Source organism: Arthrobacter sp. NPDC057009, from assembly GCF_042673905.1.
Classification (GTDB): Bacteria; Actinomycetota; Actinomycetes; order Actinomycetales; family Micrococcaceae; genus Arthrobacter.
Window position 1 is genome coordinate 76419 of the sequence record NZ_JBHUSB010000011.1, and the last position, 21047, is coordinate 97465.

20 protein-coding genes are annotated in these 21047 nt (G+C 67.1%); 12 read left to right on the forward strand and 8 right to left on the reverse strand.

The genetic code is table 11. From position 1 onward, the window contains the following. The first annotated feature begins 247 nt into the window (after nt 1-247). Complete coding sequence (locus ACFTR6_RS13115) at nt 248-1729, forward strand: nucleobase:cation symporter-2 family protein (RefSeq protein ID WP_076800363.1); 1482 nt, start codon at nt 248-250, stop codon at nt 1727-1729. A gap of 131 nt (nt 1730-1860) precedes the next feature. Here the strand turns inward: ACFTR6_RS13115 and ACFTR6_RS13120 are convergent, their stop codons facing one another. After that, nucleotides 1861-2616 (reverse strand): IclR family transcriptional regulator, encoded by a 756-nt coding sequence (locus tag ACFTR6_RS13120; protein WP_076800361.1) that lies wholly within the window; start codon nt 2614-2616, stop codon nt 1861-1863. A gap of 213 nt (nt 2617-2829) precedes the next feature. Between ACFTR6_RS13120 and ACFTR6_RS13125 the strand changes: the two genes are divergently transcribed. From ACFTR6_RS13125 to ACFTR6_RS13150, 6 genes are all read left to right on the forward strand, one after another. Further along, nucleotides 2830-4284, forward strand: a complete 1455-nt coding sequence (locus ACFTR6_RS13125) for an NAD-dependent malic enzyme (protein WP_377958239.1) — start codon at nt 2830-2832, stop codon at nt 4282-4284. Nucleotides 4285-4307: 23 nt separating this feature from the next. Beyond that, on the forward strand, nt 4308-5906 hold the full coding sequence (aceB, locus tag ACFTR6_RS13130) for a malate synthase A (RefSeq protein WP_076800357.1): 1599 nt from the start codon (nt 4308-4310) through the stop codon (nt 5904-5906). A gap of 3 nt (nt 5907-5909) precedes the next feature. After that, nucleotides 5910-7181, forward strand: coding sequence for a DUF6986 family protein (locus ACFTR6_RS13135; protein ID WP_377958240.1), 1272 nt, complete (start codon nt 5910-5912; stop codon nt 7179-7181). 10 nt (nt 7182-7191) lie between these two features. After that, nucleotides 7192-8004 (forward strand): bifunctional allantoicase/(S)-ureidoglycine aminohydrolase, encoded by an 813-nt coding sequence (locus tag ACFTR6_RS13140; RefSeq protein WP_076800353.1) that lies wholly within the window; start codon nt 7192-7194, stop codon nt 8002-8004. Between the two features lie 134 nt (nt 8005-8138). Then, the gene (locus tag ACFTR6_RS13145) at nt 8139-8495 is read left to right on the forward strand and encodes a VOC family protein (RefSeq protein ID WP_076800351.1); all 357 of its coding nucleotides are present in this window, start codon (nt 8139-8141) and stop codon (nt 8493-8495) included. 64 nt (nt 8496-8559) lie between these two features. After that, a complete protein-coding gene (locus ACFTR6_RS13150) occupies nt 8560-9357 on the forward strand; it encodes an SDR family oxidoreductase (RefSeq protein WP_377958241.1) in 798 nt (265 codons plus the stop codon). Between the two features lie 92 nt (nt 9358-9449). Here the strand turns inward: ACFTR6_RS13150 and ACFTR6_RS13155 are convergent, their stop codons facing one another. Next, nucleotides 9450-10625 carry a zinc-dependent alcohol dehydrogenase gene (locus tag ACFTR6_RS13155; RefSeq protein WP_377958242.1) on the reverse strand — a complete coding sequence of 392 codons (1176 nt, stop codon included), beginning with the start codon at nt 10623-10625 and terminating at the stop codon, nt 9450-9452. 171 nt (nt 10626-10796) lie between these two features. Between ACFTR6_RS13155 and ACFTR6_RS13160 the strand changes: the two genes are divergently transcribed. Further along, on the forward strand, nt 10797-11093 hold the full coding sequence (locus ACFTR6_RS13160; protein WP_253250345.1) for a hypothetical protein: 297 nt from the start codon (nt 10797-10799) through the stop codon (nt 11091-11093). A 49-nt stretch (nt 11094-11142) separates the two neighbouring features. Here the strand turns inward: ACFTR6_RS13160 and ACFTR6_RS13165 are convergent, their stop codons facing one another. The 3 genes from ACFTR6_RS13165 to ACFTR6_RS13175 form a co-directional block, all read right to left on the reverse strand. Next, complete coding sequence (locus tag ACFTR6_RS13165; protein WP_377958243.1) at nt 11143-11838, reverse strand: HAD family hydrolase; 696 nt, start codon at nt 11836-11838, stop codon at nt 11143-11145. After that, nucleotides 11838-12248 carry a YegP family protein gene (locus tag ACFTR6_RS13170; RefSeq protein ID WP_087872694.1) on the reverse strand — a complete coding sequence of 137 codons (411 nt, stop codon included), beginning with the start codon at nt 12246-12248 and terminating at the stop codon, nt 11838-11840. The genes ACFTR6_RS13165 and ACFTR6_RS13170 overlap by 1 nt, the downstream gene beginning before the upstream one ends. Nucleotides 12249-12323: 75 nt before the next feature. Beyond that, nucleotides 12324-14129 (reverse strand): glycoside hydrolase family 15 protein, encoded by a 1806-nt coding sequence (locus tag ACFTR6_RS13175; protein ID WP_377958244.1) that lies wholly within the window; start codon nt 14127-14129, stop codon nt 12324-12326. Between the two features lie 149 nt (nt 14130-14278). Here ACFTR6_RS13175 and ACFTR6_RS13180 point away from each other — a divergent pair, with 149 nt between their 5' ends. Genes ACFTR6_RS13180 through ACFTR6_RS13190 form a run of 3 tightly spaced genes read left to right on the forward strand, consistent with a single transcriptional unit; the run spans nt 14279 to nt 16883 of the window. Beyond that, entirely contained in the window at nt 14279-15013 is a 735-nt protein-coding gene (locus tag ACFTR6_RS13180; protein WP_377958245.1) for a GAF and ANTAR domain-containing protein, read from the forward strand. A 9-nt stretch (nt 15014-15022) separates the two neighbouring features. Further along, the gene (locus ACFTR6_RS13185) at nt 15023-15757 is read left to right on the forward strand and encodes a DUF72 domain-containing protein (protein ID WP_377958246.1); all 735 of its coding nucleotides are present in this window, start codon (nt 15023-15025) and stop codon (nt 15755-15757) included. A gap of 52 nt (nt 15758-15809) precedes the next feature. After that, nucleotides 15810-16883: an App1 family protein gene (locus ACFTR6_RS13190; RefSeq protein ID WP_087872692.1), complete on the forward strand. Its 1074-nt coding sequence runs from the start codon at nt 15810-15812 to the stop codon at nt 16881-16883. 30 nt (nt 16884-16913) lie between these two features. On the opposite strand, the gene ACFTR6_RS13195 is transcribed toward ACFTR6_RS13190, so the two are convergent. Further along, entirely contained in the window at nt 16914-18482 is a 1569-nt protein-coding gene (locus tag ACFTR6_RS13195; protein ID WP_377958247.1) for a GH1 family beta-glucosidase, read from the reverse strand. A 65-nt stretch (nt 18483-18547) separates the two neighbouring features. Next, nucleotides 18548-18940: a VOC family protein gene (locus ACFTR6_RS13200; RefSeq protein ID WP_377958248.1), complete on the reverse strand. Its 393-nt coding sequence runs from the start codon at nt 18938-18940 to the stop codon at nt 18548-18550. Between the two features lie 192 nt (nt 18941-19132). On the opposite strand from ACFTR6_RS13200, the gene ACFTR6_RS13205 reads away from it, so the two are divergent. Next, nucleotides 19133-20641 carry an AAA family ATPase gene (locus ACFTR6_RS13205; protein ID WP_377958249.1) on the forward strand — a complete coding sequence of 503 codons (1509 nt, stop codon included), beginning with the start codon at nt 19133-19135 and terminating at the stop codon, nt 20639-20641. On the opposite strand, the gene ACFTR6_RS13210 is transcribed toward ACFTR6_RS13205, so the two are convergent. Further along, nucleotides 20642-21031 (reverse strand): hypothetical protein, encoded by a 390-nt coding sequence (locus ACFTR6_RS13210; RefSeq protein WP_076800329.1) that lies wholly within the window; start codon nt 21029-21031, stop codon nt 20642-20644. Nucleotides 21032-21047 lie beyond the last annotated feature (16 nt).

Consider the following 21047-nt stretch of genomic DNA (forward strand, 5'->3'; position numbering starts at 1 on the left):
GACACGAGAGGTCCGCGGGCCCGCCGGCACCCAGCAACACCGCATTAGAGCCCCACACCCAAGCAAAGCCCCCCGAGTTTTTGTACAGATACCGCGACTTTAAGCGCCCCAAAGCCCCTAATAAGTGGACAAAAACTCCACAGCCAAGCCCCATCCACAGCTCGGGCCACACACAGCAAGACTCAAATTGTTAGCCAGACACTGTTAGCCAGACGAAGACGTCTGCCATGAACCAAGAAAGTCTGCCATGAACATCACCAAGAAAAGCCGCCCAGCGGCAACCCGCCCGGAAGACCAGCGCCTCTCCATCGGCAGCACTTTCGCCTACGGGTTCCAGCACGTCCTCACCATGTACGGCGGCATCATCGCCCCGCCCCTCATCATCGGCGCCGCGGCCGGCATGTCATCGCAGGACATCGGCCTGCTCATCGCTGCCTGCCTCTTCGTAGGCGGCCTGGCCACGATCCTCCAGACCGTCGGTATCCGCTTCTTCGGCTCCCAGCTCCCGCTCGTCCAGGGCGTCTCCTTTGCCGGCGTCTCCACCATGGTGGCGATTGTCCACGGCGGTGGCGGCATTCAGGCTGTCTTCGGTTCCGTGATCGCGGCCTCCCTGATCGGCCTGCTGATCACACCCCTGTTCTCCAAGATCATCAAGTTCTTCCCGCCGGTCGTCACGGGCACGGTGATCACCACCATCGGCCTCACACTGATGCCCGTGGCCGCCAACTGGGCCATGGGCGGCAACAAGTCGGCCCCCAACTACGGCAGCATGGCCAACATCGGCCTTGCCGCCGCCACCATGGCCATCGTGCTGCTGCTCAGCAAGGTGGGCAACGCCGCCATTTCCCGGCTGTCCATCCTCCTGGCGATGGTGCTGGGAACCGGCATTGCGTTCGTCTTCGGGATGGCCGACTTCTCCAAGGTGGGCCAGGGTGAAATCGTAGCCTTCCCCACGCCGTTCGCCTTCGGTCCCCCGACGTTCGAGATCGCGGCCATCATCTCCATGCTGATCGTCATCCTGGTGACGCTCACCGAAACGTCGGCGGACATCATCGCCGTGGGCGAGATCGTGGGCACCAAGGTCGATTCCAAGCGGATCGGCGACGGCCTCCGGGCCGACATGCTCTCCAGCGCCATCTCCCCGCTCTTCAACTCCTTCACGCAGAGCGCCTTTGCCCAGAACGTGGGCCTCGTGGCCATCACCGGCGTCAAGAGCCGGTTCGTCGTGAGCGCCGGCGGCCTCATCCTGGTCATCCTCGGCCTCCTTCCGATCCTTGGCCGGGTGGTCGCGGCGGTGCCGACGCCTGTCCTGGGCGGTGCCGGCGTCGTACTCTTTGGAACCGTTGCCGCCAGCGGCATCAGGACCCTCTCCAAGGTGGAGTACCGCAACAACATGAACCTGATCATCGTCGCCGCGTCCATCGGCTTCGGCATGATCCCGATTGCCGCACCGGCCTTCTACGACCAGTTCCCGTCCTGGTTCAGCACCATCTTCCACTCCGGCATCAGCTCGGCGGCGGTCATGGCCATCCTGCTGAACCTGCTCTTCAACCACCTCAAGGCCGGCAACTCGGACAACCAGTCGGTCTTCGTGGCAGGCACGGAGCGGGTGGTCCAGGAACAGGACATCAAGTGCCTGATGGACGGCGACCGCTTCGAAGGCGGGAAGCTGATCGACTGCGACGGCAAGGAAGTCCCCATCCAGGCGTCCTCAACGTCTGAGCACTAGCGACCCATAGGCGCGAACGTACACTTGTGGCCCCATTTCTGCAGAGAATTGGGGCCACAAGTGTACGTTCGCGCTCGGGCGGGTCCGCGGGATGAAAGAACGACGGCGGGAGGCCAGCTTGGGGAAGGGCGTCAGTTTTGGTTGAGCTCGTCAGAGATGGCCTGGGCCGCCTGGCGGAGGAGCGGGACCGCGCGCTCGGCGAAGGAGTCGTCCACGCGGGAGACCGGCCCGGAGACGGAGATGGCGGTGGGCGTCGGAGCGTTGGGCACGGCCATGGCGAAGCAGCGCACGCCGAGCTCCTGCTCCTCCTCGTCGATCGAGTAGCCGCGTTCCCGGATCCGGTTCAGGTCCGCGATCAGGGAATCGAAGTCGCCGATGCTCTTGGCCGTGGGCGTGGGCATGCCGGTGCGGGTCACGATGCCGCGCACCACCTCGTCGTCCAGCTGCGCCAGGATCGCCTTGCCGACGCCGGTGTCGTGGGTGTGGGCGCGGCGGCCCACCTCGGTGAACATGCGCATGGAGTGCAGCGACGGCACCTGGGCCACGTAGATGACCATGTCCGAGTCCAGCACGGCCATGTTGGACGTCTCCCCCAGCCGGTCCACGAGGGACTTCAGCTGCGGCCGCGCCAGGGCACCGAGCTGCTTGTTGGCACCTTCGCCGAGCCGGATCAGCCGCGGGCCGAGGGCATAGCGGCGGTTGGGCAGCTGCCGGATGTAGCCCAGCGCCACAAGCGTGCGCAGCAGCCGGTGGATCGTCGGCAGGGGCAGGTCCGTGGAGGAGGAGAGCTCGCTGAGCGTCACGTCGCCGCCGGCGTCCGTGATCAGTTCCAAAAGTTCAAAGACGCGCTCAACGGACTGCACGCCTCCGGTGGCCTTCTCAGCCATGTAGCACTCTCCTGTTGCCTCGAATACGACAACTCTTATCCGCATCGTGAAAAAAGTTGCTTAGACAGCCAAAGATACAGCAAGGCCCCGGGCGCCGTCGATGGAAGTAACCAGGGGCTTGAATTTCCACAAAGAGAATAATAATATCCATAATACGAAAACATTCAGCAGACTGGCCCGCCCCAGCGGCAGGCCCAACCAGGAGGACATTCAATGGCGAACCCGAGCCCCGGAAACTCAATCACCCTGCGCGTGGAGGCGCCGTCGAGCTTCACGGCCACCAGCGAGCTCGCGGCCGCCGTCGGTGCCGCAGGAGCTGCCATCACCGCGCTGGACGTCACCGAGTCCCACCACGAGACGCTCGTAGTTGACGTCACCTGCAACACCACGGACCAGGACCACGCGGACCGCGTGAAGGATGCGCTCAACGCGCTCGACGGCGTCTCCGTGCGCAACGTTTCCGACCGCACCTTCCTGATGCACCTCGGCGGCAAACTCGAGGTGGTCCCGAAGGTCGCGCTGCGCAACCGCGACGATCTCTCCCGCGCTTACACCCCCGGCGTCGCCCGCGTCTGCCTCGCCATCGCCGAAAACCCCGACGCCGCCCGGAACCTCACCGTCAAGCGCAACACCATCGCCGTGGTCACCGACGGTTCCGCCGTCCTCGGCCTCGGCAACATCGGCCCCGCGGCTGCACTGCCGGTCATGGAGGGCAAGGCCGCGCTGTTCAAGCAGTTCGCCAACGTCGACGCCTGGCCGGTGTGCCTGGACACCCAGGACACCGAGGAAATCATTCGGATCGTCAAGGCCATGGCCCCGGTCTACGGCGGCGTGAACCTCGAGGACATCGCCGCCCCGCGCTGCTTCGAGATTGAGAACCGGCTCCGCGAGGAACTGGACATCCCGGTCTTCCACGACGACCAGCACGGCACCGCGATCGTCACACTGGCAGCCCTGGTCAACGCACTGCGCGTCGTCGGCAAGAAGCTCGCCGACGTCCGGATCGTGGTTTCCGGTGTCGGCGCCGCGGGTTCGGCAATCATCCAGCTCCTCAAGGCCCAGGGCGCGCAGCACATCATCGCCGCCGGCCGTTCCGGCGCCATCCACTCGGGCGAGAAGTACGACGACGAGCACCGCACCTGGATCGCGGCCAACACCAACGAAGAAGGCTTCTCCGGCACGCTGCACGAGGCCCTCAAGGGGGCCGACGTCTTCATCGGCGTCAGCGCCCCGCACGTGATCGGCGAGGAGCAGGTTGCCTCCATGGCCAAGGACGCGATCGTCTTCGCCATGGCCAACCCGACGCCGGAGATCGACCCGGCAGTCGCCTCCAAGCACGCCGCGGTGGTGGCCACCGGCCGCAGCGACTTCCCGAACCAGATCAACAACGTCCTGGCCTTCCCGGGCTTCTTCCGGGGCCTGCTGGACGCCGGGGCATCGGACATCACTCCGGAGATGCTGGTGGCCGCCGCCGAGGCAATCGCCAACCGGGTTGCTGACGACGAACTGAATGCGAGCTACATTATCCCCAGCGTCTTCGATCCCCACGTGGCCGCCGACGTTGCCAGTGCGGTAGCGCACGCCGCACACGCGGCCGCCGGTGTTCGGACCGCGCACGCAGCACCCACGGAAGCAGCGCCCGCGGACGCGGCTCTCGCCAACGCCTGAATCAGCCCTGGAAAGGACCCACAATGGCTATCACAGTCACAGACCCCCGGCCGATCGAGCGTGCTGAGGAGATTCTGACCCCGAAGGCCCTCGCGTTCGTGGAGGAGCTGCACAAGCGCTTCGCCGGCCGCCGCGGCGAGCTGCTCGAGGCCCGCAAGGCCAAGCGTGAGCAGGTGGCCCGGACCGGCAGCCTGGATTTCCTGCCGGAGACCAAGGACGTGCGCGACGGCGACTGGAAGGTCGCGCCGGCACCGGCGGCCCTGCAGGACCGCCGGGTTGAGATGACCGGGCCGGCCTCGCCGGCCAAGATGGCCATCAACGCCCTGAACTCCGGCGCCAAGGTGTGGCTCGCCGACCTCGAGGACGCCAGCACCCCCACCTGGGGCAACGTCATCGACGCCATCCTCAACCTCCGCGACGCCGCCACCGGGACGCTGAGCTACACCTCGCCCGAAGGCAAGGAATACCGGCTCCGCACCGACGCCCCGCTGGCCGTCGTGGTGGCACGCCCCCGCGGCTGGCACATGGAGGAGCGGCACCTGCTGCTCGACGGCGAACCCGCCGTCGGCGCGCTGGTGGACTTCGGCCTGCACTTCTTCCACATCGCCAAGCAGCTGGTCCTCAACGGCCACGGTCCGTACTACTACCTGCCGAAGATGGAGAGCCACCTCGAGGCCCGCCTGTGGAACGACGTGTTCGTCTTCGCCCAGGACTTCCTCGGCCTCGGCCAGGGCACCATCCGCGCCACGGTCCTGATCGAAACCATCCCGGCTGCGTTCGAGATGGACGAGATCCTCTATGAGCTGCGGGACCACGCCTCGGGCCTGAACGCCGGCCGCTGGGACTACCTGTTCAGCATCATCAAGTACTTCCGCGACGCCGGTTCCAGCTTCGTACTGCCGGACCGGGCCACCGTGGCCATGACGGCACCGTTCATGCGGGCCTACACCGAACTGCTGGTCAAGACCTGCCACCACCGCGGTGCGTTCGCGATGGGCGGCATGGCTGCCGTCATCCCCAACCGCCGCGAACCCGAGGTCACCGCGCAGGCCTTTGAAAAGGTCCGTGCGGACAAGACCCGCGAGGCGAACGACGGCTTCGACGGCTCGTGGGTGGCCCACCCGGACCTCGTGCCCGTCTGCCGGGAGGTGTTCGACTCCGTCCTCGGGGACAAGCCCAACCAGCTGGACAAGCAGCGTCCCGAGGTCTCGGTCACGGCCGGCCAGCTGCTGGACATCGCCTCCGCCGAAGGCCAGGTCACGGAAGCCGGCCTGCGCCTGAACCTCTACGTCGCGGTGGCCTACACCGCCGTCTGGATCTCCGGCAACGGCGCGGTGGCCATCCACAACCTGATGGAGGACGCCGCGACGGCGGAAATCTCCCGTTCGCAGGTCTGGCAGCAGATCCGCAACGAGGTGGTCCTCGCCGACACCGGCAACAAGGTCACCCGCGAACTGGTCACCCGGATCCTCGCCGAGGAAACCGAGAAGCTGCGCGGCGAGGTGGGCGAGGAAGCGTTCGCCCGCTACTACCAGCCCGCCAGCGCCCTGATCGGTGACATCTGCCTCTCCGAGGACTACACCGACTTCCTCACCACCCCCGCCTACGAACTGGTGGGCTGAGGCATGGCGGTACCCGAAACCTCGCTGACCACGGCGGATCTGGCCCGGATCGACGGGCAGCTGGCGGACACCGACCGGCTGCTCGAGCAGAACTACCCGGGCGACGACGGCTCCCGCCAGCCGGTGCACACGGTATACGTCCCCGCTGACCGGTTCACGCCGTCGCTCGCCGCCGACTGGGGAAACCAGGCGCTGGCGACGGCGGCCGCCCACGGCGGGCTGGCCCGGCTCGGTTCGCTGCTGGGCCAGGACGCCGACCTCGCCGAGGCAGTCGCCTCCCGGGTGGAGACGAAGCTGGGCACCGAGCCGATCGAGGACCTCCGGCTCGACTTCGAGGACGGGTTCGGGGACCGGGGCGACGACGCCGAGGACGCCGCCGCCGTTGCCGCGGCATCCGCGGTGGCCGCCGCAGTTTCGGCCGGCTCCGCGCCGCCGTTCATCGGCATCCGGTTCAAGTGCTTCGAGGCGCCCACCCGCGCCCGCGGGCTGCGCACCCTCGACCTGTTCGTCTCCGGCCTCGCCGCGGCGGGCGAACTGCCCGCGGGCCTGGTCCTGACCCTGCCCAAGGTCACCACCGTGGCGCAGGTCCAGGCCATGGACTACGCCGTCTCCCGGCTCGAGGAAATCCATTCGCTCCCCGCCGGCCGGCTCCGGTTCGAGGTGCAGGTGGAAACCCCGCAGCTCATCCTCGGCCCGGAGGGGACCTCCCCGGTGGCGCAGCTGCCGCACGCGGTCCCCGGCCGGATCAGCGGGCTGCACTACGGCACCTACGACTACTCCGCTTCCCTGCAGATTTCGGCGGAATACCAGTCGATGGAGCACCCCGTGGCGGATTTCGCCAAGGAGGTCATGCAGCTCGCTGTGGCCGGCACCGGCATCCGGCTCTCGGACGGGTCCACCAACATCATTCCCGTGGGCGACAACGTCGAAAATGCCTGGCAGCTGCACGGCCGCCTGGTGCGCCGTTCCCTGGAGCGGGGTTTCTACCAGGGCTGGGACCTGCACCCGGCCCAGCTGCCCAGTCGCTTCGCGGCCACGTATGCCTTCTACCGCCAGGGCCTTCCGGCCGCGGCCGGGCGGCTGCGGAACTACGTGGAGCAGACGGGAGGCGGCGTCATGGATGAGCCGGCCACCGCCCGCGCACTCGCAGCGTTCGTCCTGCGCGGCGTGCAGTGCGGAGCGGTCGGTGCCGAGGAAGTGCAGGCGCTTGCCGGCGTCGGACTCCCCCAGCTCACGTCGCTGGCCCACCCCCGCCTCACCACAACTTCAAAGTAAGGATCCAGACATGGGCAAGTACTACTACCCCGAAGGCGGCCTGCCGCCGCAGACCCACCTCACCACCGAGCGCGCCATCGTCACGGAGGCCTACACGGTCATCCCGAAGGGCGTGCTGACCGACATCGTGACGAGCAACCTCCCCGGCTTCTCCAACACCCGCTCCTGGATCATTGCGCGCCCGATCTCCGGCTTCGCCACCACGTTCTCCCAGCTGATCGTCGAGATCGGCCCGGGCGGCGGGGCACCCCGGGCCGAATTCGAGGAAGGCGTCGAGGGCGTCATCTTCGTCACCAAGGGCACGGTCAACCTGACCCTCGACGGCGAACTGCACCAGCTTGAAGAGGGCGGCTACGCCTACCTCGCCGCCGGGGCCCAGTGGGGGCTGGAGAACGTTTCGGAGGACATCGTGTCCTTCCACTGGATCCGCAAGGCCTATGAACGCCTTGAAGGGTACGAGGCCAAGTCCTTCGTCACCAACGAGAAGGACGTGGAACCGACTTCGATGCCGGACACCAACGACGTCTGGAAGACCACCCGCTTCACCGATTCCAGCGACCTGGCCCACGACATGCAGGTGAACATCGTGACGTTCCAGCCCGGCGGCGTGATCCCGTTCCCGGAGACCCACGTGATGGAGCACGGCCTGTACGTCCTGGAGGGCAAGGCCATGTACCTGCTCAACAACGACTGGGTGGAGGTGGAGGCCGGCGACTTCATGTGGCTCCGCGCCTTCTGCCCGCAGGCCTGCTACGCCGGCGGCCCGGGTGAATTCCGCTACCTGCTCTACAAGGACATGAACCGCCAGGTCCGCCTGACCTAGCCGCCTCTGCCACCGAGATCGCCGGAAGCCTGCCCGCACGCTGGAAGCTTCCGGCGATTTCGTGCGTTTCCGGCGACTTCGCCTATTCAGCCCTACCCCTTGCGCCACAACCGGGCGCGCGGAAGCATGAAGGCATGCTGACGATCGGAACGACTGTCCTTGGCGTCAACGACGTCGCCCGCGCCACCGCCTTCTGGTGCGACGCCCTCGGCTACGTCCCCCGGGAAGACGGCGACGAAACCTGGGTGGTGCTCATCCCGCAGAAGGGCGACGGCGCCCGGCTCGCCCTCATGCTCAGCGAAACCGCCGTGCAGCCCCACCCGCGCCTCCACCTGGACCTCTACGCCGATGACCAGGCAGCCGAGGTGGAACGCCTCGTTGAGCTCGGGGCATCCCGCGTGGACTGGGACTCCTATCCGGACGATCCGGACTTCATCGTGCTGGAAGACCCAGACGGCAACCGCTTCTGCGTGGTGGATGCGGCCGCCTGATGCCCCTTACTGACACTCGGCAGGAACCCTGACGCTCGGCTTGCACGCCCCGAAAGGACGCACGATGGAATTTTCGCCCCGTACCGCCATCGTCACCGGCAGCGATTCAGGGATCGGCCGGGCAACCGCGGTGGCGCTGGCCAGGGCCGGCCTTGACGTCGGCATCACCTGGCATTCGGACCAGGACGGTGCCGAGCGGACGGCCGAGGAGGTCCGGGCGGCTGGCCGGAACGCGGTGGTCCGGCAGCTCGACACCACCGACCTCCTAACCTGCGCGGATGTCATCGATAGCCTGGCCGAGGACCTGGGCGGCGTTGACGTGTTCGTCAACAACTCAGGCACAGGCGACGGCACCAATTTCCTCCAGCTGAACTATGAGACCTGGGCTAAAACGCTGGACACCAACCTCAACGGCGCCTTCCTTTGCATCCAGGCGGCGGCCCGCCGGATGGTCGACGCCGGGCGGGGCGGCCGCATAATCGCCGTGACCAGCGTCCACGAGAGGCAGCCCCGCGTGGGTTCGTCCGCCTACGACGCGTCCAAGCACGGACTGGGCGGGCTCATCAAGACCATTGCACTGGAGCTGGGAAGCCACGGCATCACCGCCAACTCCGTGGCCCCCGGAGAAATCGCGACGCCGATGACCGGCCAGACGGACGAGGATCCGCACCAGGTGGACCGGCCGGGTGTTCCGCTGGGCCGGCCGGGCGATGCGCGCGAGGTGGCCGCCGTCATCGCCTTCCTCGCGTCCCCGGCATCGAGCTACGTCACCGGGGCGTCGTGGGCCGTCGACGGCGGCATGCTCCAGATGGGGCCGCAGGCCGGCTCCCACATCACCGGCCACGAGTGGCGCGAGCAGTAGGAAGAGCCGGAACGGAAGGCGGCCGGCGGGAGAGTGCTCCCGCCGGCCGCTTTCCCGGACCTCGCTGCTGAAGCCCGGCGTCTGGTAGCCCGTCAGGGCTTGAGAACAACCTTGATGCAGCCGTCCTCCTTCTTCTGGAATTTTTCGTAGAGCTCCGGCGCCTCGGCCAGCCCCGCGGTGTGGGTGACCAGATCCATCACGCCCAGCGGGTCGGCGTCGTCCTCCACGATGGGAAGCAGTTCGTCAGTCCACCGGCGGACGTTGCACTGGCCCATGCGCAGCTGGATCTGCTTGTCGAACATGGTGAGCAGCGGCATGGGGCTGGCCGTGCCGCCGTAGACACCGCTCAGGGAAACCGTGCCGCCGCGCCGGACTGAATCGATGGCCGCGTGGACCACGGCCAGCCTGTCCACGCCGGCGGTTTCCATGGCTTTCTGGGCCACCTTGTCGGGGAGGAGTCCGAGTGCCTGGTGCGCGAATCCCGCCACCGGCGAGCCGTGTGCCTCCATGCCGACGGCGTCGACCACCGCATCCGGGCCCCTGCCGCCGGTCATCTCCCGCAGTTCGTCCGCGATGCCCTTGGAATAGTCCAAAACCTCGACGCCGTGGCGCGCCGCCATCTCGCGGCGTTCCGGCACGGGATCCACAGCGATGACGCGCTGGCCGAAATAGTTGCCGATCCGCGACGTGAACTGCCCCACCGGGCCGAGCCCGAAGACCGCCAGCGTCCCGCCGGCCGGGGCATCAGCGTACTTCACTGCCTGCCAGGCGGTGGGAAGGATGTCCGAGAGGAACAGGTAGCGCTCGTCCGGCAGCTCCTGTCCCACCTTGACGGGGCCATAGTCAGCAAACGGCACCCGCAGGTACTCCGCCTGCCCGCCGGGGACAGACCCGTACAGCTCCGAGTACCCGAAAATCGCACAGCCGGAGTTCTTTTCCCGGACCTGGCTGGTTTCACACTGTGACTGCAGGCCCTGGGAACACATGTAGCAGTGGCCGCAGGAAATGTTGAAGGGAACGACGACGCGGTCCCCCTTTTTGAGGTTGGTGACGGCGCTGCCCACCTCCTCCACGATGCCCATGGGCTCATGCCCCAGCACGTCGTCCTTGTGCATATAGGGGCCAAGCACCTCGTACAAGTGGAGGTCCGAGCCGCAGATCGCAGACGACGTGATCCGCACGATCGCATCCGTGGGCTCCTGGATGACGGGATCCGGTACTTCCTTCACGCTCACCGAGCGCTTGCCTTGCCAAGTCAGAGCCTTCAATGGAATGCCTTCCTGTCGCTGCACGTCGCGTCCATTCGACCGTAACGTGCCCTGGTCCGGATGTGAAGATCAGTATGCTTATCAATCCTAGCGGGCCGCAAAGGCGAAAAGTAAGCACACTTGCTTTTCTCTTGTCTCCGGCCCGGAACGCTCCTAGCGTAGGAACTGACCGTGCCCCTGAAGAAAGGCAACATCATGTCGCTGTACCAGCCCGAACCGGTGGAAATCTCCACGCGCATGCGCCCCGGCGAATGGACGGAGGCGAGCCTCGAGGAGCTGGTGACCACGTACCGCGCAAAGATCCTCGCCATGGGCGCGTCGGTGTCGGATGTGGTCACCGAAGTTGTCAGGAACGACGACGGCTCCGTCGCGGTGGCGGTGTCGTGGAACAAGGGGTCCTACGCCGATGAGCCCGAGGGTGGCGGGTTCACAAACACCGAGACCAGGGCTGACACGGCCGGCGCCTGACCGGCCCCCCGGGGAACGTTTTCCTGCAGGCGAACCCAGGCCGGGGAACCTAGCCGGCGAGCAGCTTTCCAATCGCGCTGCCGCCCAGGTTCTCCAGCAGTTCCCGGGGCCCCGCATACACCTCAGCCGCCCCCACTGCCAGCAACTCGGCTTCGCTGGTGCCCCCGCAGGTGAGCGCAATGGTGGGCATGCCGAGGGCGTTGGCGGCCATGACATCCCACACCGCATCCCCGACGTAGACAGCTTCCGACGCCTCAACCCCCACAGCTTTCAGCGCGGCCACAAGGATGTCCGGCTCGGGCTTGCTGTTTTCGGCGTCGTTGGCGCTGGTCGCAGCGTGAATGAAGGAATCCGCGGACAACGCCGTCCGGAGCGCCGTGAGGTCCTGCTGCCTGGCGGACGAGGCCAGCGCCACCGCCAGCCCGCTCTCGCTGCACTGCACAACCAGGTCGCGGGCCCCGTCGAGGGGCCGCAGCGACGGCCAGTATGTGCCGAAAACCCCCGAATGGGCGGACAGGACAGCCTCATCCACCTCATCCTTGTTCCGGGAGTCCGGCAGCAGCGTGTCCACCAGGCGCGCCCCGCCCATCCCCACGCAGCGGTGGATCCGGGCCATGGGCACGTCGTAGCCGGACTGGCGGAACGCGTGCCACCAGGCGAGGGTGTGGATGTAGGCGGAGTCGATCAGCGTCCCATCAACATCGAACAGGACACCCTTCCGGCGGCCGGCTCCTCCCACGCGCATCAGTGCTCGGCCAGCATCGGGGCGGGCACGCGCTGCGGCATCGCCTTGCCTTGCGGGGACACTTTGCCCGGCGGGGACACTTTGCCTTGCGGGGCAGCGTTGCCCTGCAGTGAGACCTTACGCTGCGACGGGGGAGCCAGCGGTGAGCTATGACCGGCGCTGACCGCAGACTTCAATGCCTGCCGGGAGGGCTTCATGTGGCGCTTTTGGGCCGGCCGCTTGACGGCATCCTTACAGAGGTCCCGGATCAGGCCGGTTCCGGCGATCTCCCGCGCCTGCGCAATTCCCGCAACCGCTGCACGCTTCGTCGGGAAGGTGACAGACACCGCCATCAGCGCCCCCGTCCCGTCCAGCAGCCGGATCCTGTATCCGCCGTCGGGAGCATCCACCAACTCGAAATATCCAGACATTTAGGCCTTCCTCCTTCTTCACCGTTCGGTGAGGTGTTAGTAAGTATACTTACCTAACGTCAAAGGTGAGAGACGTCACCCGGTACGGGCCTTTGCGGGGAGTGGTTTGTCGCTTCGGCGGGGCTTGCGCTGGTTCAGCTCCAGCGCGCTGGTGACCAGCGCGAAGTGGCTGAAGGCCTGCGGGGTGTTCCCCAGATGCCGCCCGCTCTGGACGCCCCATTCCTCGCTCAAGAGGCCGACGTCGTTGCGCAGGGACAGCAGCCGCTCGAAGAGTTCCGTGGCCTCCCTGCGCCTGCCGGCACCCAGCAGTGCTTCCACAAGCCAGAAGGAACAGGCGAGGAAGACGCCTTCACCCCCCGGCAGGCCGTCGTCGCTCACCTGCGGGCGGTACCGGAGCACGAAACCGTCCTCCGTCAGCTCACGCTGGATGGCCTCGATAGTGCCCATCACCCGGGGATGGTCGGGCGGCAGGAACCCGACCCGGGGAATGAGGAGCAGGCTGGCATCGAGTTCGGGCCGCCCGTAGCTCTGCGTAAAGGTGTTACGGGCGGGGTCGAAACCGTTCTCCATGACCTGGGCATGGATGGTGTCGCGGAGCGCCTCCCAGCGGTCAGCGGGGCCGGGAAGCCCTGAATCCCGGACCCCCTTGACCATCCGGTCCGCCGCGACCCATGCCATCACCTTGGAATGGGTGAAATGGCGCCGCGGGCCGCGCATTTCCCACAGTCCGTTGTCCGGCTGGTCCCAGGCGCCCTCGAGGTATTCCATCAGCGCCACCTGGACGTCCCAGGCCTCGTCGGTGTGCTTCAGCAGGGAGTTGCGGGTCAGGGCAAGGCAGTCCAGCACCTCGCCCCACACATCCAGCTGCAGCTGCCCCGCGGCCGCGTTGCCCACCCGGACCGGCGCTGATTTCTCGTAACCGGACAGCCAGGGCAGTTCCTGCTCGGGAAGCCTGCGTTCGCCGTGGATTCCGTACATGATCTGCAGGTCAGCCGGATCCCCTGCCACGGCCCGCAGCAGCCAGTCGCGCCATGCGGCCGCCTCTGAGGTGTAGCCGGCGGCCAGCAGCGCCTGCAGCGTCAGGGTGGCGTCCCGCAACCAGCAGAAGCGGTAGTCCCAGTTGCGCGGCCCGCCCAGCTGTTCGGGCAACGACGTGGTCACCGCTGCCACGATCCCTCCGGTGGGCGCGTAGGTTAATGCCTTGAGCGTGATCAGCGAGCGCTGCACGGCGTCCTTGTACGGTCCGGCCACCTTGCACTTATCGGTCCATTCGTGCCAGAACCGTTCGGTGGAGTCCAGGACTTCCTCGGCGTCCACGGACCGCGGCCGGCGGACATGGCTCGGCGCCCACGTCAGCACGAACGGCACCCGCTCGCCGGCCTTGACAGTGAAGTTGCTGACCGTGTGCATGCGTTCGCCGCGCAGCGGGGCGGTGGTCACCAAATAGGCGGAATCCGGTCCGGCGATGGCATGCAGGCCCTGGCTGTCCCTGCGCACCCAGGGGATGATGTGGCCGTAGTCGAAGCGCAGGGCCAGCTCGCACCGCATTCGGACGTGCCCGCGCAGGCCCACCACGATCCGCACGATGTCTGCCACCTCATCGCGCGGCGGCATGAAGTCGATGACCCGGACGGCGCCGTCGTCGGTTTCCCATTCGGTTTCCAGGATGAGCGTGTGCCGGCGGTAGCGGCGCCGGGCGCATTCTCCTCCCCCGGCAGGGGCCAGGAGCCAGCGGCCGGATTCGGGGGTGTCCAGGATCGCATTGAAGCACGCCGGCGAATCGAAGCGCGGCAGGCACAGCCAGTCAATCGAACCTTCCGTGCTGACCAGGGCGCCGGTGTGCAGGTCCCCGACCATCGCATAATCCTCGATGCGTACCATGCCCTTACAGTGCCACAGGCGGCCCCGCCGCACGAGGGGTAGCCGGGTGTAGCCTGAAGCTAGGCGGAGCGGCCGCCGGAGCCCTGTCCAAATAAGCTTGCCCAGCCCTTCCGGAATCGCCGGTTCGGCGGGCGGAAGTGGAGCATTGCGTGGATAGTCGCCTGAACGAGACTGACGTGGTGGGCCGCGTCCAGGAGATGCTGCTGGACACCCAGGATGTGCAGGACTTCCTCGAGGAGCTTGCACGGTTCTCCGCGGACAATATGTCGGGACCGCGAGGCCGGATCTATTGTGGCATCACCCTTCTGCGGCACCGCTCGGCGGCCACGGTAGCCAGCAGCGGCAAGCACGCCCAGGCATTGGACGAACTCCAGTACCGGTTTGGCGACGGTCCCTGCCTTCGCTCCTGCCGGGAAGGTGTCGTTGTCCACGTTCCGGACTTCGAGCTGGACACGGAATTTCCGGACTACAACGAAACCGTGCTGAAGAACGGCATACGTGCGGTTCTGGCGGTGCCTTTCGAGCTGCCCGGCGCCGACGCCCGGGCGGGACTGAACCTGTACTCAGAGAAGCCAAACGTCTTTGACGCCGCCGCCGTGGACCGGGCAGTCAACTATGTGCGGCAGGCCTCCAAGGGTCTCCGGCTCGCGGTTATGCTGGCACAGCGCAACGAGAACGCCGCCAACCTGAGACGGGCCATGGAATCACGGACCATCATTGACACGGCCGTGGGCATCATCATTGCGCAGAACCGCTGCACCCAGGAGGACGCCATCAACCTCATCAAGTCGGCGTCCAGCACGCGCAACCTGAAGCTGCGCGACGTCGCTGCGGCCATCGTGGAGTCCGCCGGCGGCGGCAACGTCACAACCCACTTCGAGTGAGTCCGCCACATGAGGACCCACATCGGCACGTCCGGCTGGAGCTATGACCACTGGGAAAATGTGCTGTACCCGCCCGGGCTTCCCACCCGCGACCGGCTGCAGCACTATGTAGCAAGGTTCAGCACCGTGGAGCTGAACGCCAGCTTCTACCGCTGGCCGCGGGACACCACCTTTGCCGGCTGGCGGACCAGGCTGCCGGCCGGTTTTGCGCTCTCCGTCAAAGCCCCGCGCGGGCTCACCCACGGCAAGAAGCTGTATGCCCCCGAAGTCTGGATCGAACGGATCTCGCGGTGCTGGCATGAGCTGGGCGACAAGCGGGCGGTGCTGCTGGTCCAGTTGCCTCCGGACATGGCGCGCGATGACGCCCGCCTGGACTATTTCCTTGCCGCCATGCCGGACTGGATCCGCGTGGCCGTGGAGTTCCGGCATCCGAGCTGGGAGCAGCCGGAGGTGTATGGCCTGCTTGAACGGCACCAGGCTGCATACACGGTCATGAGCGGCGCCAACCTGCCCTGCAACCTGGAGGCCACCGCACCGTTCGTCTACGTCAGGCTGCACGGGCCCGACCACCGGCACCTGTACGGCGGCTCCTACTCAGACGAGGACCTGGGCTGGTGGGCGGACCGGATCCGTGAGTGGCGCAGCTCCGGACGGGAAGTCTTCGCGTATTTCAACAACGACGGCGGCGGCAACGCCGTGCGGAATGCAGCCACGCTGCGCAGCATGCTGGAAGACTCCGGGTAACAGAGTGCGGCCGGGCAGCCCACGCGCCGCCGGCCTGTGGCAGAGTGAAGGCATGGACATGCGGTCACAGGAATCACCTCTGTCAGAAGCGAGGTTGTCAGGGACGCGGGTCTTCCGCCTGGCCCACTGGCTCTCGGACTCGATCAATACGTCGCGCCTGAAGCTGGCCCGGCGCTGGAAGTTCGAACCCAAGACCATCGCCTACCAGGGGTACGGCTCCACCGAGTGGGTCCGCGTCCTGGGCCGGGTAGTGCTGGCCAGCAAGCCCGTGCCCGGAAGCAGCGCAGACCACGCCGCCCGGAACGGCACCCAGAATGTGCGCGGCTGGCGCGCGTTCACCAGTGTTCCCATTCCCCGTTCAGAGGTGGAGATCGAGATCGCCGGGACCGTCACGAAGGTGAAGGCCGACCGTGGCGGACTTGTGGACATCGACATTCCGGTGTCCCTCTCCCCCGGCTGGCACACGGCCATACTCCGCTCCGCGGGCACCGAACCGGCGGAAGCCAGCATCTTTGTGATCTCCCCCGACACCAAGTTCGGCATCGTCTCCGACATCGACGACACGGTTATGGTGACGGCACTGCCCCGGCCCTTCCTGGCCCTCTGGAACACCTTTGTGCTGAGCGAGCGGGCCAGGATGGCCACCCCGGGCATGGCAGTGCTGCTGGACCGGCTGACCGTTGAACACCCCGACGCGCCCGTCATCTACCTCTCGACCGGCCCCTGGAACGCAGCGCCCACGCTCGCACGGTTCCTGACCCGGAACATGTATCCGGCCGGCCCGCTGCTGCTGACGGACTGGGGACTGACCCAGGACCGCTGGTTCCGCAGCGGACAGGAACACAAGCGCCGCAACCTGGAGCGGCTGGCGGCGGAGTTTCCGCACATGCGCTGGCTCCTGATCGGCGACAACGGCCAGCACGACGAGCAGATCTACTCACAGTTCACCCAGCACAACGCGGACAAGGTGGCGGCCATCGCTATCCGGCAGCTGTCAGTGAGTGAGGCAGTCTTCGCCGGCGGCCACTCCGAGGACGGGGACCACAGCGCCTCGACGGTGCCCTGGATCTACTCCCCTGACGGGGCGGGCATAGCCCGGCAGCTCAGGGAGCTCGAACTGCTTTAGGCGACCAAGCTGCTTAGGTGACAGGCCGCCTTAGGTGACAGGCCCGCCGTCGGGCATTCCGCCGTCGGACATCCCTATGTCTGTCAGCATGCCATCAGTTACGGCGCCCTCCGGCGCGGCCGCCGCAGCCGCGACGGCGGCATCCGCCGAGGCGGCCAGCTTCCGTTCCTCCTGGAGTTCCTGGAACCAGTAGAAGGAGGCTTTCGGCGTGCGCTCCTGCGTCTCGAAGTCCACGTGGACCAGGCCGAACGGCTGCTTGTAGCCGCCCGACCATTCGAAGTTGTCCATCAGGGACCAGACGTAATAGCCGCGCAGGTCGATCTTCTCCGCCTCGCCGCCGGGGGCCGTGGCGCGGAGGGCGGTGCCGAGGTGGTCGGACAGGTAGCGGAGCCGCCGCTCGTCGGGGATGAAGGTCCGGTTGGTGGACTTGTCGCGGACCTTGACGTCCTCGAAGCTCGCCCCGCCCTCCGTGATGATCACCGGCGGAAGGTTCGGGTACCGTTCAGCCATTTCCTTGAGCGCCACGGCCATGTACTCCGGCTTCACGGGCCAGCCGTAGGCGGTGGTTTCGGTGTCCGGCCACGGTTCAATATGCAGCGGCGCACCGGGCGTGGCGTCCTTGAGGTCATCCCCCATCGCCTCCGCCATGGCCGCCGGCACCGGGCTGTCGCCGCCGCCGGCAGCCACTCGGGTGGGCATGTAGTAGTTCATGCCGTAGAAATCCAGCGGCTGGGAGATGACGGCCATGTCCTCATCCGGGTGGTCGAAGGAGGAGAAGAACTTCCCGAGGCGGATCAGGTCCGGGTATTTCCCGGTAAGCACCGGGTCCGCGTAAAGCCGGTTCTGCGCCACATCCATGGCACCGGCACTGATCCAGTCGAGGGGGTTGCCGGAGTTGGGCACCACGGGCGAGTACACGTTGGTCATGCCGATTTCGCCCGGCACCTTGGCCGCGCGCAGGGCCTGCAGGGCAAGGCCATGGCCCAGCAGCTGGTGGTGCACGGTGGGCAGGCCGTTGGCGAAGTCGGCCTTCCCCGGGGAGTGCAGGCCCAGGGCGTAGCCGTTCGTGGTCACGGTGGCGGGCTCATTGATAGTCACCCAGCGGGCCACCCGGTCCCCGTACGCGGCCGCGGCGATGGCGGCGAACTCCCCCAGCCGGTAGGCGGTGTCCCGGTTAAGCCAGCCGCCGTCCTCATCGAGGGCCAGCGGCGTGTCCCAGTGGTAGAGCGTAACCATCGGGGAAATCCCGTTGGCCAGCAGCTCGTCCAGCAGCCGGTCGTAGAAGTCCAGGCCGGCCCGGTTCACCGGTCCCCGGCCGTCGGGCTGGATCCGCGGCCACGCCAGTGAGAACCGGTAGGAATCGATGCCGAGTTCCTTCATAAGGGCCACGTCCTGCGGCATGCGGTGGTAGTGGTCGCACGCCACGGCGGGGCTGTGGCCGTCCACGATCGTCCCGGGCTTGGCGGCAAAGACGTCCCAGCCGGCGGGTCCGCGGCCGTCCTCATCGAGCGCCCCCTCAATCTGGAACGCGGCCGTAGCCACCCCGAGGGTGAAACCGGTCGGGACCATGGCGGCCAATTCTTTGGCGGAAGGATGCATCGCTGGACCTCTGTGACGTTGTGAACGGCTGGTAACCGAAACTTCAGATTGCCGGAGTCTACCGCTCAGGGCGCCGCGCTGCCCGGATTAATCACAGAAATCACATTCCCGGCCGGGTCCTTGAACCACGCGATATCCGGCCCCATCCCGCGGGCGATTCCCTTCGCGTCCGTGGGCAGGTCGGCATCGTCGTAGATCTTGGTCCGGACGCCGGCCGCGTTGAGCTCGTCAACGGCCGCCTCGACGTCGTCCACCACGAGGTTCAGCACGGTGAAGGTGGCGGGCTCATGGTTGTCCTTGGGATAAACGAAAATCCTGTGGCCTTCCGGCATGAACAGCTCCAGCGTGCCCATCGCGCCGTCGGATACCGCCAGGCCCAGTGTCTGCCCGTAGAACTCCCTCGCCCGTGCCACGTCATCGACGCTGAAGCTGGAAAACGAACCCCTGGGCACAAACATGGCCTTCTCCTTCAGCAGCTCAGGTCCTTGCGCCGCCGTACTCCTGCACCTTCCGGGACTGCGGTATCTCCCAGAATGGCACAGGCCGGGCTCGCTGACGAGGGGCCGGGAAGGGGAGCCGGGCGTCGCGGCGCCTGCCCGCCGGGCACCATCCTCCGCCAGGTGTTGACCGCCGCTGGTAGGGTCTGCAACATGGATGAAAAATTGGGGAAGTTCATCGATGATTTCGCGCAGCTGGTTCAGATCGCGCAGTCCGGACAGCACCGGGTGAAGGCCGGAAGGCAGCTGGTGACAACGATCACGGACCATCTGGAGGTGCCGGCCGAATCGCTCGCGGTGGTGGTGGAGGAGGTGCCCGCGCACCGGTTCGTGGACGCGGACATCCTGATGGCCGAACTCGCCGCTGAGGATGATCAGTTCCGGCTTGTGGGCATCGGCGGCGGAGACCAGCGCCATCACCAGTCGCTGAGCGACATGCTGCAGCAGTCCCAGTTTTTCCCGCAGTTTCCGTTGTCCCAGCCCGACTACATCAACCTCGCTGTGGGCCCGGACGAGCAGCGGCAGGCCGTGGCGCTGGGCCTGTGGCTGTTCAGGCACGAAGGCCGCCCGGTTGCTGTCCTCCAGCGGGACGCGGCGCCGCGGTACGGGCGGCAAACGGCGTGCCTCGAGGTCCTGGCTTCCGACGCGAAGAACACCGCGGACTTCCTGGCTGAGTTCCGCCGGCGGATGCAGCGCGGCAGCGTGCTGAAAGGCCAGGTCATCTCCCTGGTCATGGGCGAGTACGGGCCCAGCACCGGCGGAGTCACCTTCCATGCCCGGCCGGGGCTCACCGCCTCCGACGTCATCCTTCCCCAGGGGCTGCTCCGGAAAGTGGCCGATCACGCCCTGGGCATCGCCGCGCACCGGGAGTCGCTGAACGAGTACGGCCAGCACCTCAAGCGCGGCATCCTGCTGTACGGCCGGCCGGGCACCGGCAAGACCCACACCGTGCGGTACCTGCTGAGCCAGAGTGCCGGCATCACGGCGATCCTGCTGTCCGGGGGGTCACTGGCCAGGATCTCCGAGGCTGCCGCCATGGCCCGGGCACTGCAGCCGTCGATCGTTGTGCTTGAGGACTGCGACCTGATTGCCGAGGACCGGAGCTTCGGGCACGGGCCGCAGCCGCTGCTGTTCGAGGTGCTCGACGCCATGGACGGCCTGGACCATGACGCCGACGTCGCGTTCATCCTCACCACCAACCGGGTGGACATGCTCGAGCGGGCCCTCGCCCAGCGGCCCGGCCGTGTGGATCTGGCCGTGGACATTCCGCTGCCGGCGCTGGACGAACGCATCGGGCTGGTGACCCTGTATGCACGCGGCATTCCGTTCAGCCCTGGTGCCGTCCGGGACGCGGCCGCCCGCACCGAGGGAACGACGGCCTCCTTCGCGCGTGAACTGGTCCGCCGGGCCGTTGTGCGTGCCGCCTTGGACGGTTCAGCTGTGTCGGACAGCTACCTGCTCGGGGCGGTGGAAGAACTGATGGCCGACGGCGAGACCCTCACCAGGAGCCTGCTGGGCAGCGGCCCCGCCGGCGGCGGGGACGGGCTGGGCGGCCCGGGCCTGCCCGGGGCCGGGTTTGGCGGGCACGGTTTTCCCGGACCGGGATTCCCCGGACCCGGTCCCTTCGGACCGGGGTCCACAGGCTTCGCCGGACCGGGTTAATCAATCCACCAGTGGCGGCGGGCCGAAGAGGAATTCGTTGGCGTGGGACACGGCCTTGCGGAAGGCATCGTTCCGCAGGGCCACCAGGTTGGCGGAGCCGCCCGCGCCCGGCTCCAGGAACTGGGTGAGGCCCGGGCGAAGCACCCAGATATCCCCCGACGGCGGCAGATAGAACACCCCGAAGGAGCGGTGCTGCTGGTCGTCGTCCGACCAGACGGGCACCACGGCCAGGGCGGCACCGGTGGCGGGGTTGATCCACTGCGCGCGGGGCATCGGCTCCTCGTGGGCCTCGGGATCCAGGAACGGCGCTGTTCCCTTGCCCCAGCGCTGTTCGAAGCGCTCATGGAAGGCCGGGATCAGGTGGGAGTCATAGCGGCGCCAATCGCTCATGGCTGTGGTTCTCCTC

Excerpts from the sequence above, each read along its gene's own strand:
- ACFTR6_RS13115 (WP_076800363.1), top strand. The coding sequence starts at position 248 with ATGAACATCACCAAGAAAAGCCGCCCAGCGGCAACCCGCCCGGAAGAC.
- ACFTR6_RS13120 (WP_076800361.1), bottom strand. The coding sequence starts at position 2,616 with ATGGCTGAGAAGGCCACCGGAGGCGTGCAGTCCGTTGAGCGCGTCTTT.
- ACFTR6_RS13125 (WP_377958239.1), top strand. The coding sequence starts at position 2,830 with ATGGCGAACCCGAGCCCCGGAAACTCAATCACCCTGCGCGTGGAGGCG.
- aceB (WP_076800357.1), top strand. The coding sequence starts at position 4,308 with ATGGCTATCACAGTCACAGACCCCCGGCCGATCGAGCGTGCTGAGGAG.
- ACFTR6_RS13135 (WP_377958240.1), top strand. The coding sequence starts at position 5,910 with ATGGCGGTACCCGAAACCTCGCTGACCACGGCGGATCTGGCCCGGATC.
- ACFTR6_RS13140 (WP_076800353.1), top strand. The coding sequence starts at position 7,192 with ATGGGCAAGTACTACTACCCCGAAGGCGGCCTGCCGCCGCAGACCCAC.
- ACFTR6_RS13145 (WP_076800351.1), top strand. The coding sequence starts at position 8,139 with ATGCTGACGATCGGAACGACTGTCCTTGGCGTCAACGACGTCGCCCGC.
- ACFTR6_RS13150 (WP_377958241.1), top strand. The coding sequence starts at position 8,560 with ATGGAATTTTCGCCCCGTACCGCCATCGTCACCGGCAGCGATTCAGGG.
- ACFTR6_RS13165 (WP_377958243.1), bottom strand. The coding sequence starts at position 11,838 with ATGCGCGTGGGAGGAGCCGGCCGCCGGAAGGGTGTCCTGTTCGATGTT.
- ACFTR6_RS13170 (WP_087872694.1), bottom strand. The coding sequence starts at position 12,248 with ATGTCTGGATATTTCGAGTTGGTGGATGCTCCCGACGGCGGATACAGG.
- ACFTR6_RS13175 (WP_377958244.1), bottom strand. The coding sequence starts at position 14,129 with ATGGTACGCATCGAGGATTATGCGATGGTCGGGGACCTGCACACCGGC.
- ACFTR6_RS13185 (WP_377958246.1), top strand. The coding sequence starts at position 15,023 with ATGAGGACCCACATCGGCACGTCCGGCTGGAGCTATGACCACTGGGAA.
- ACFTR6_RS13190 (WP_087872692.1), top strand. The coding sequence starts at position 15,810 with ATGGACATGCGGTCACAGGAATCACCTCTGTCAGAAGCGAGGTTGTCA.
- ACFTR6_RS13195 (WP_377958247.1), bottom strand. The coding sequence starts at position 18,482 with ATGCATCCTTCCGCCAAAGAATTGGCCGCCATGGTCCCGACCGGTTTC.
- ACFTR6_RS13200 (WP_377958248.1), bottom strand. The coding sequence starts at position 18,940 with ATGTTTGTGCCCAGGGGTTCGTTTTCCAGCTTCAGCGTCGATGACGTG.
- ACFTR6_RS13205 (WP_377958249.1), top strand. The coding sequence starts at position 19,133 with ATGGATGAAAAATTGGGGAAGTTCATCGATGATTTCGCGCAGCTGGTT.
- ACFTR6_RS13210 (WP_076800329.1), bottom strand. The coding sequence starts at position 21,031 with ATGAGCGATTGGCGCCGCTATGACTCCCACCTGATCCCGGCCTTCCAT.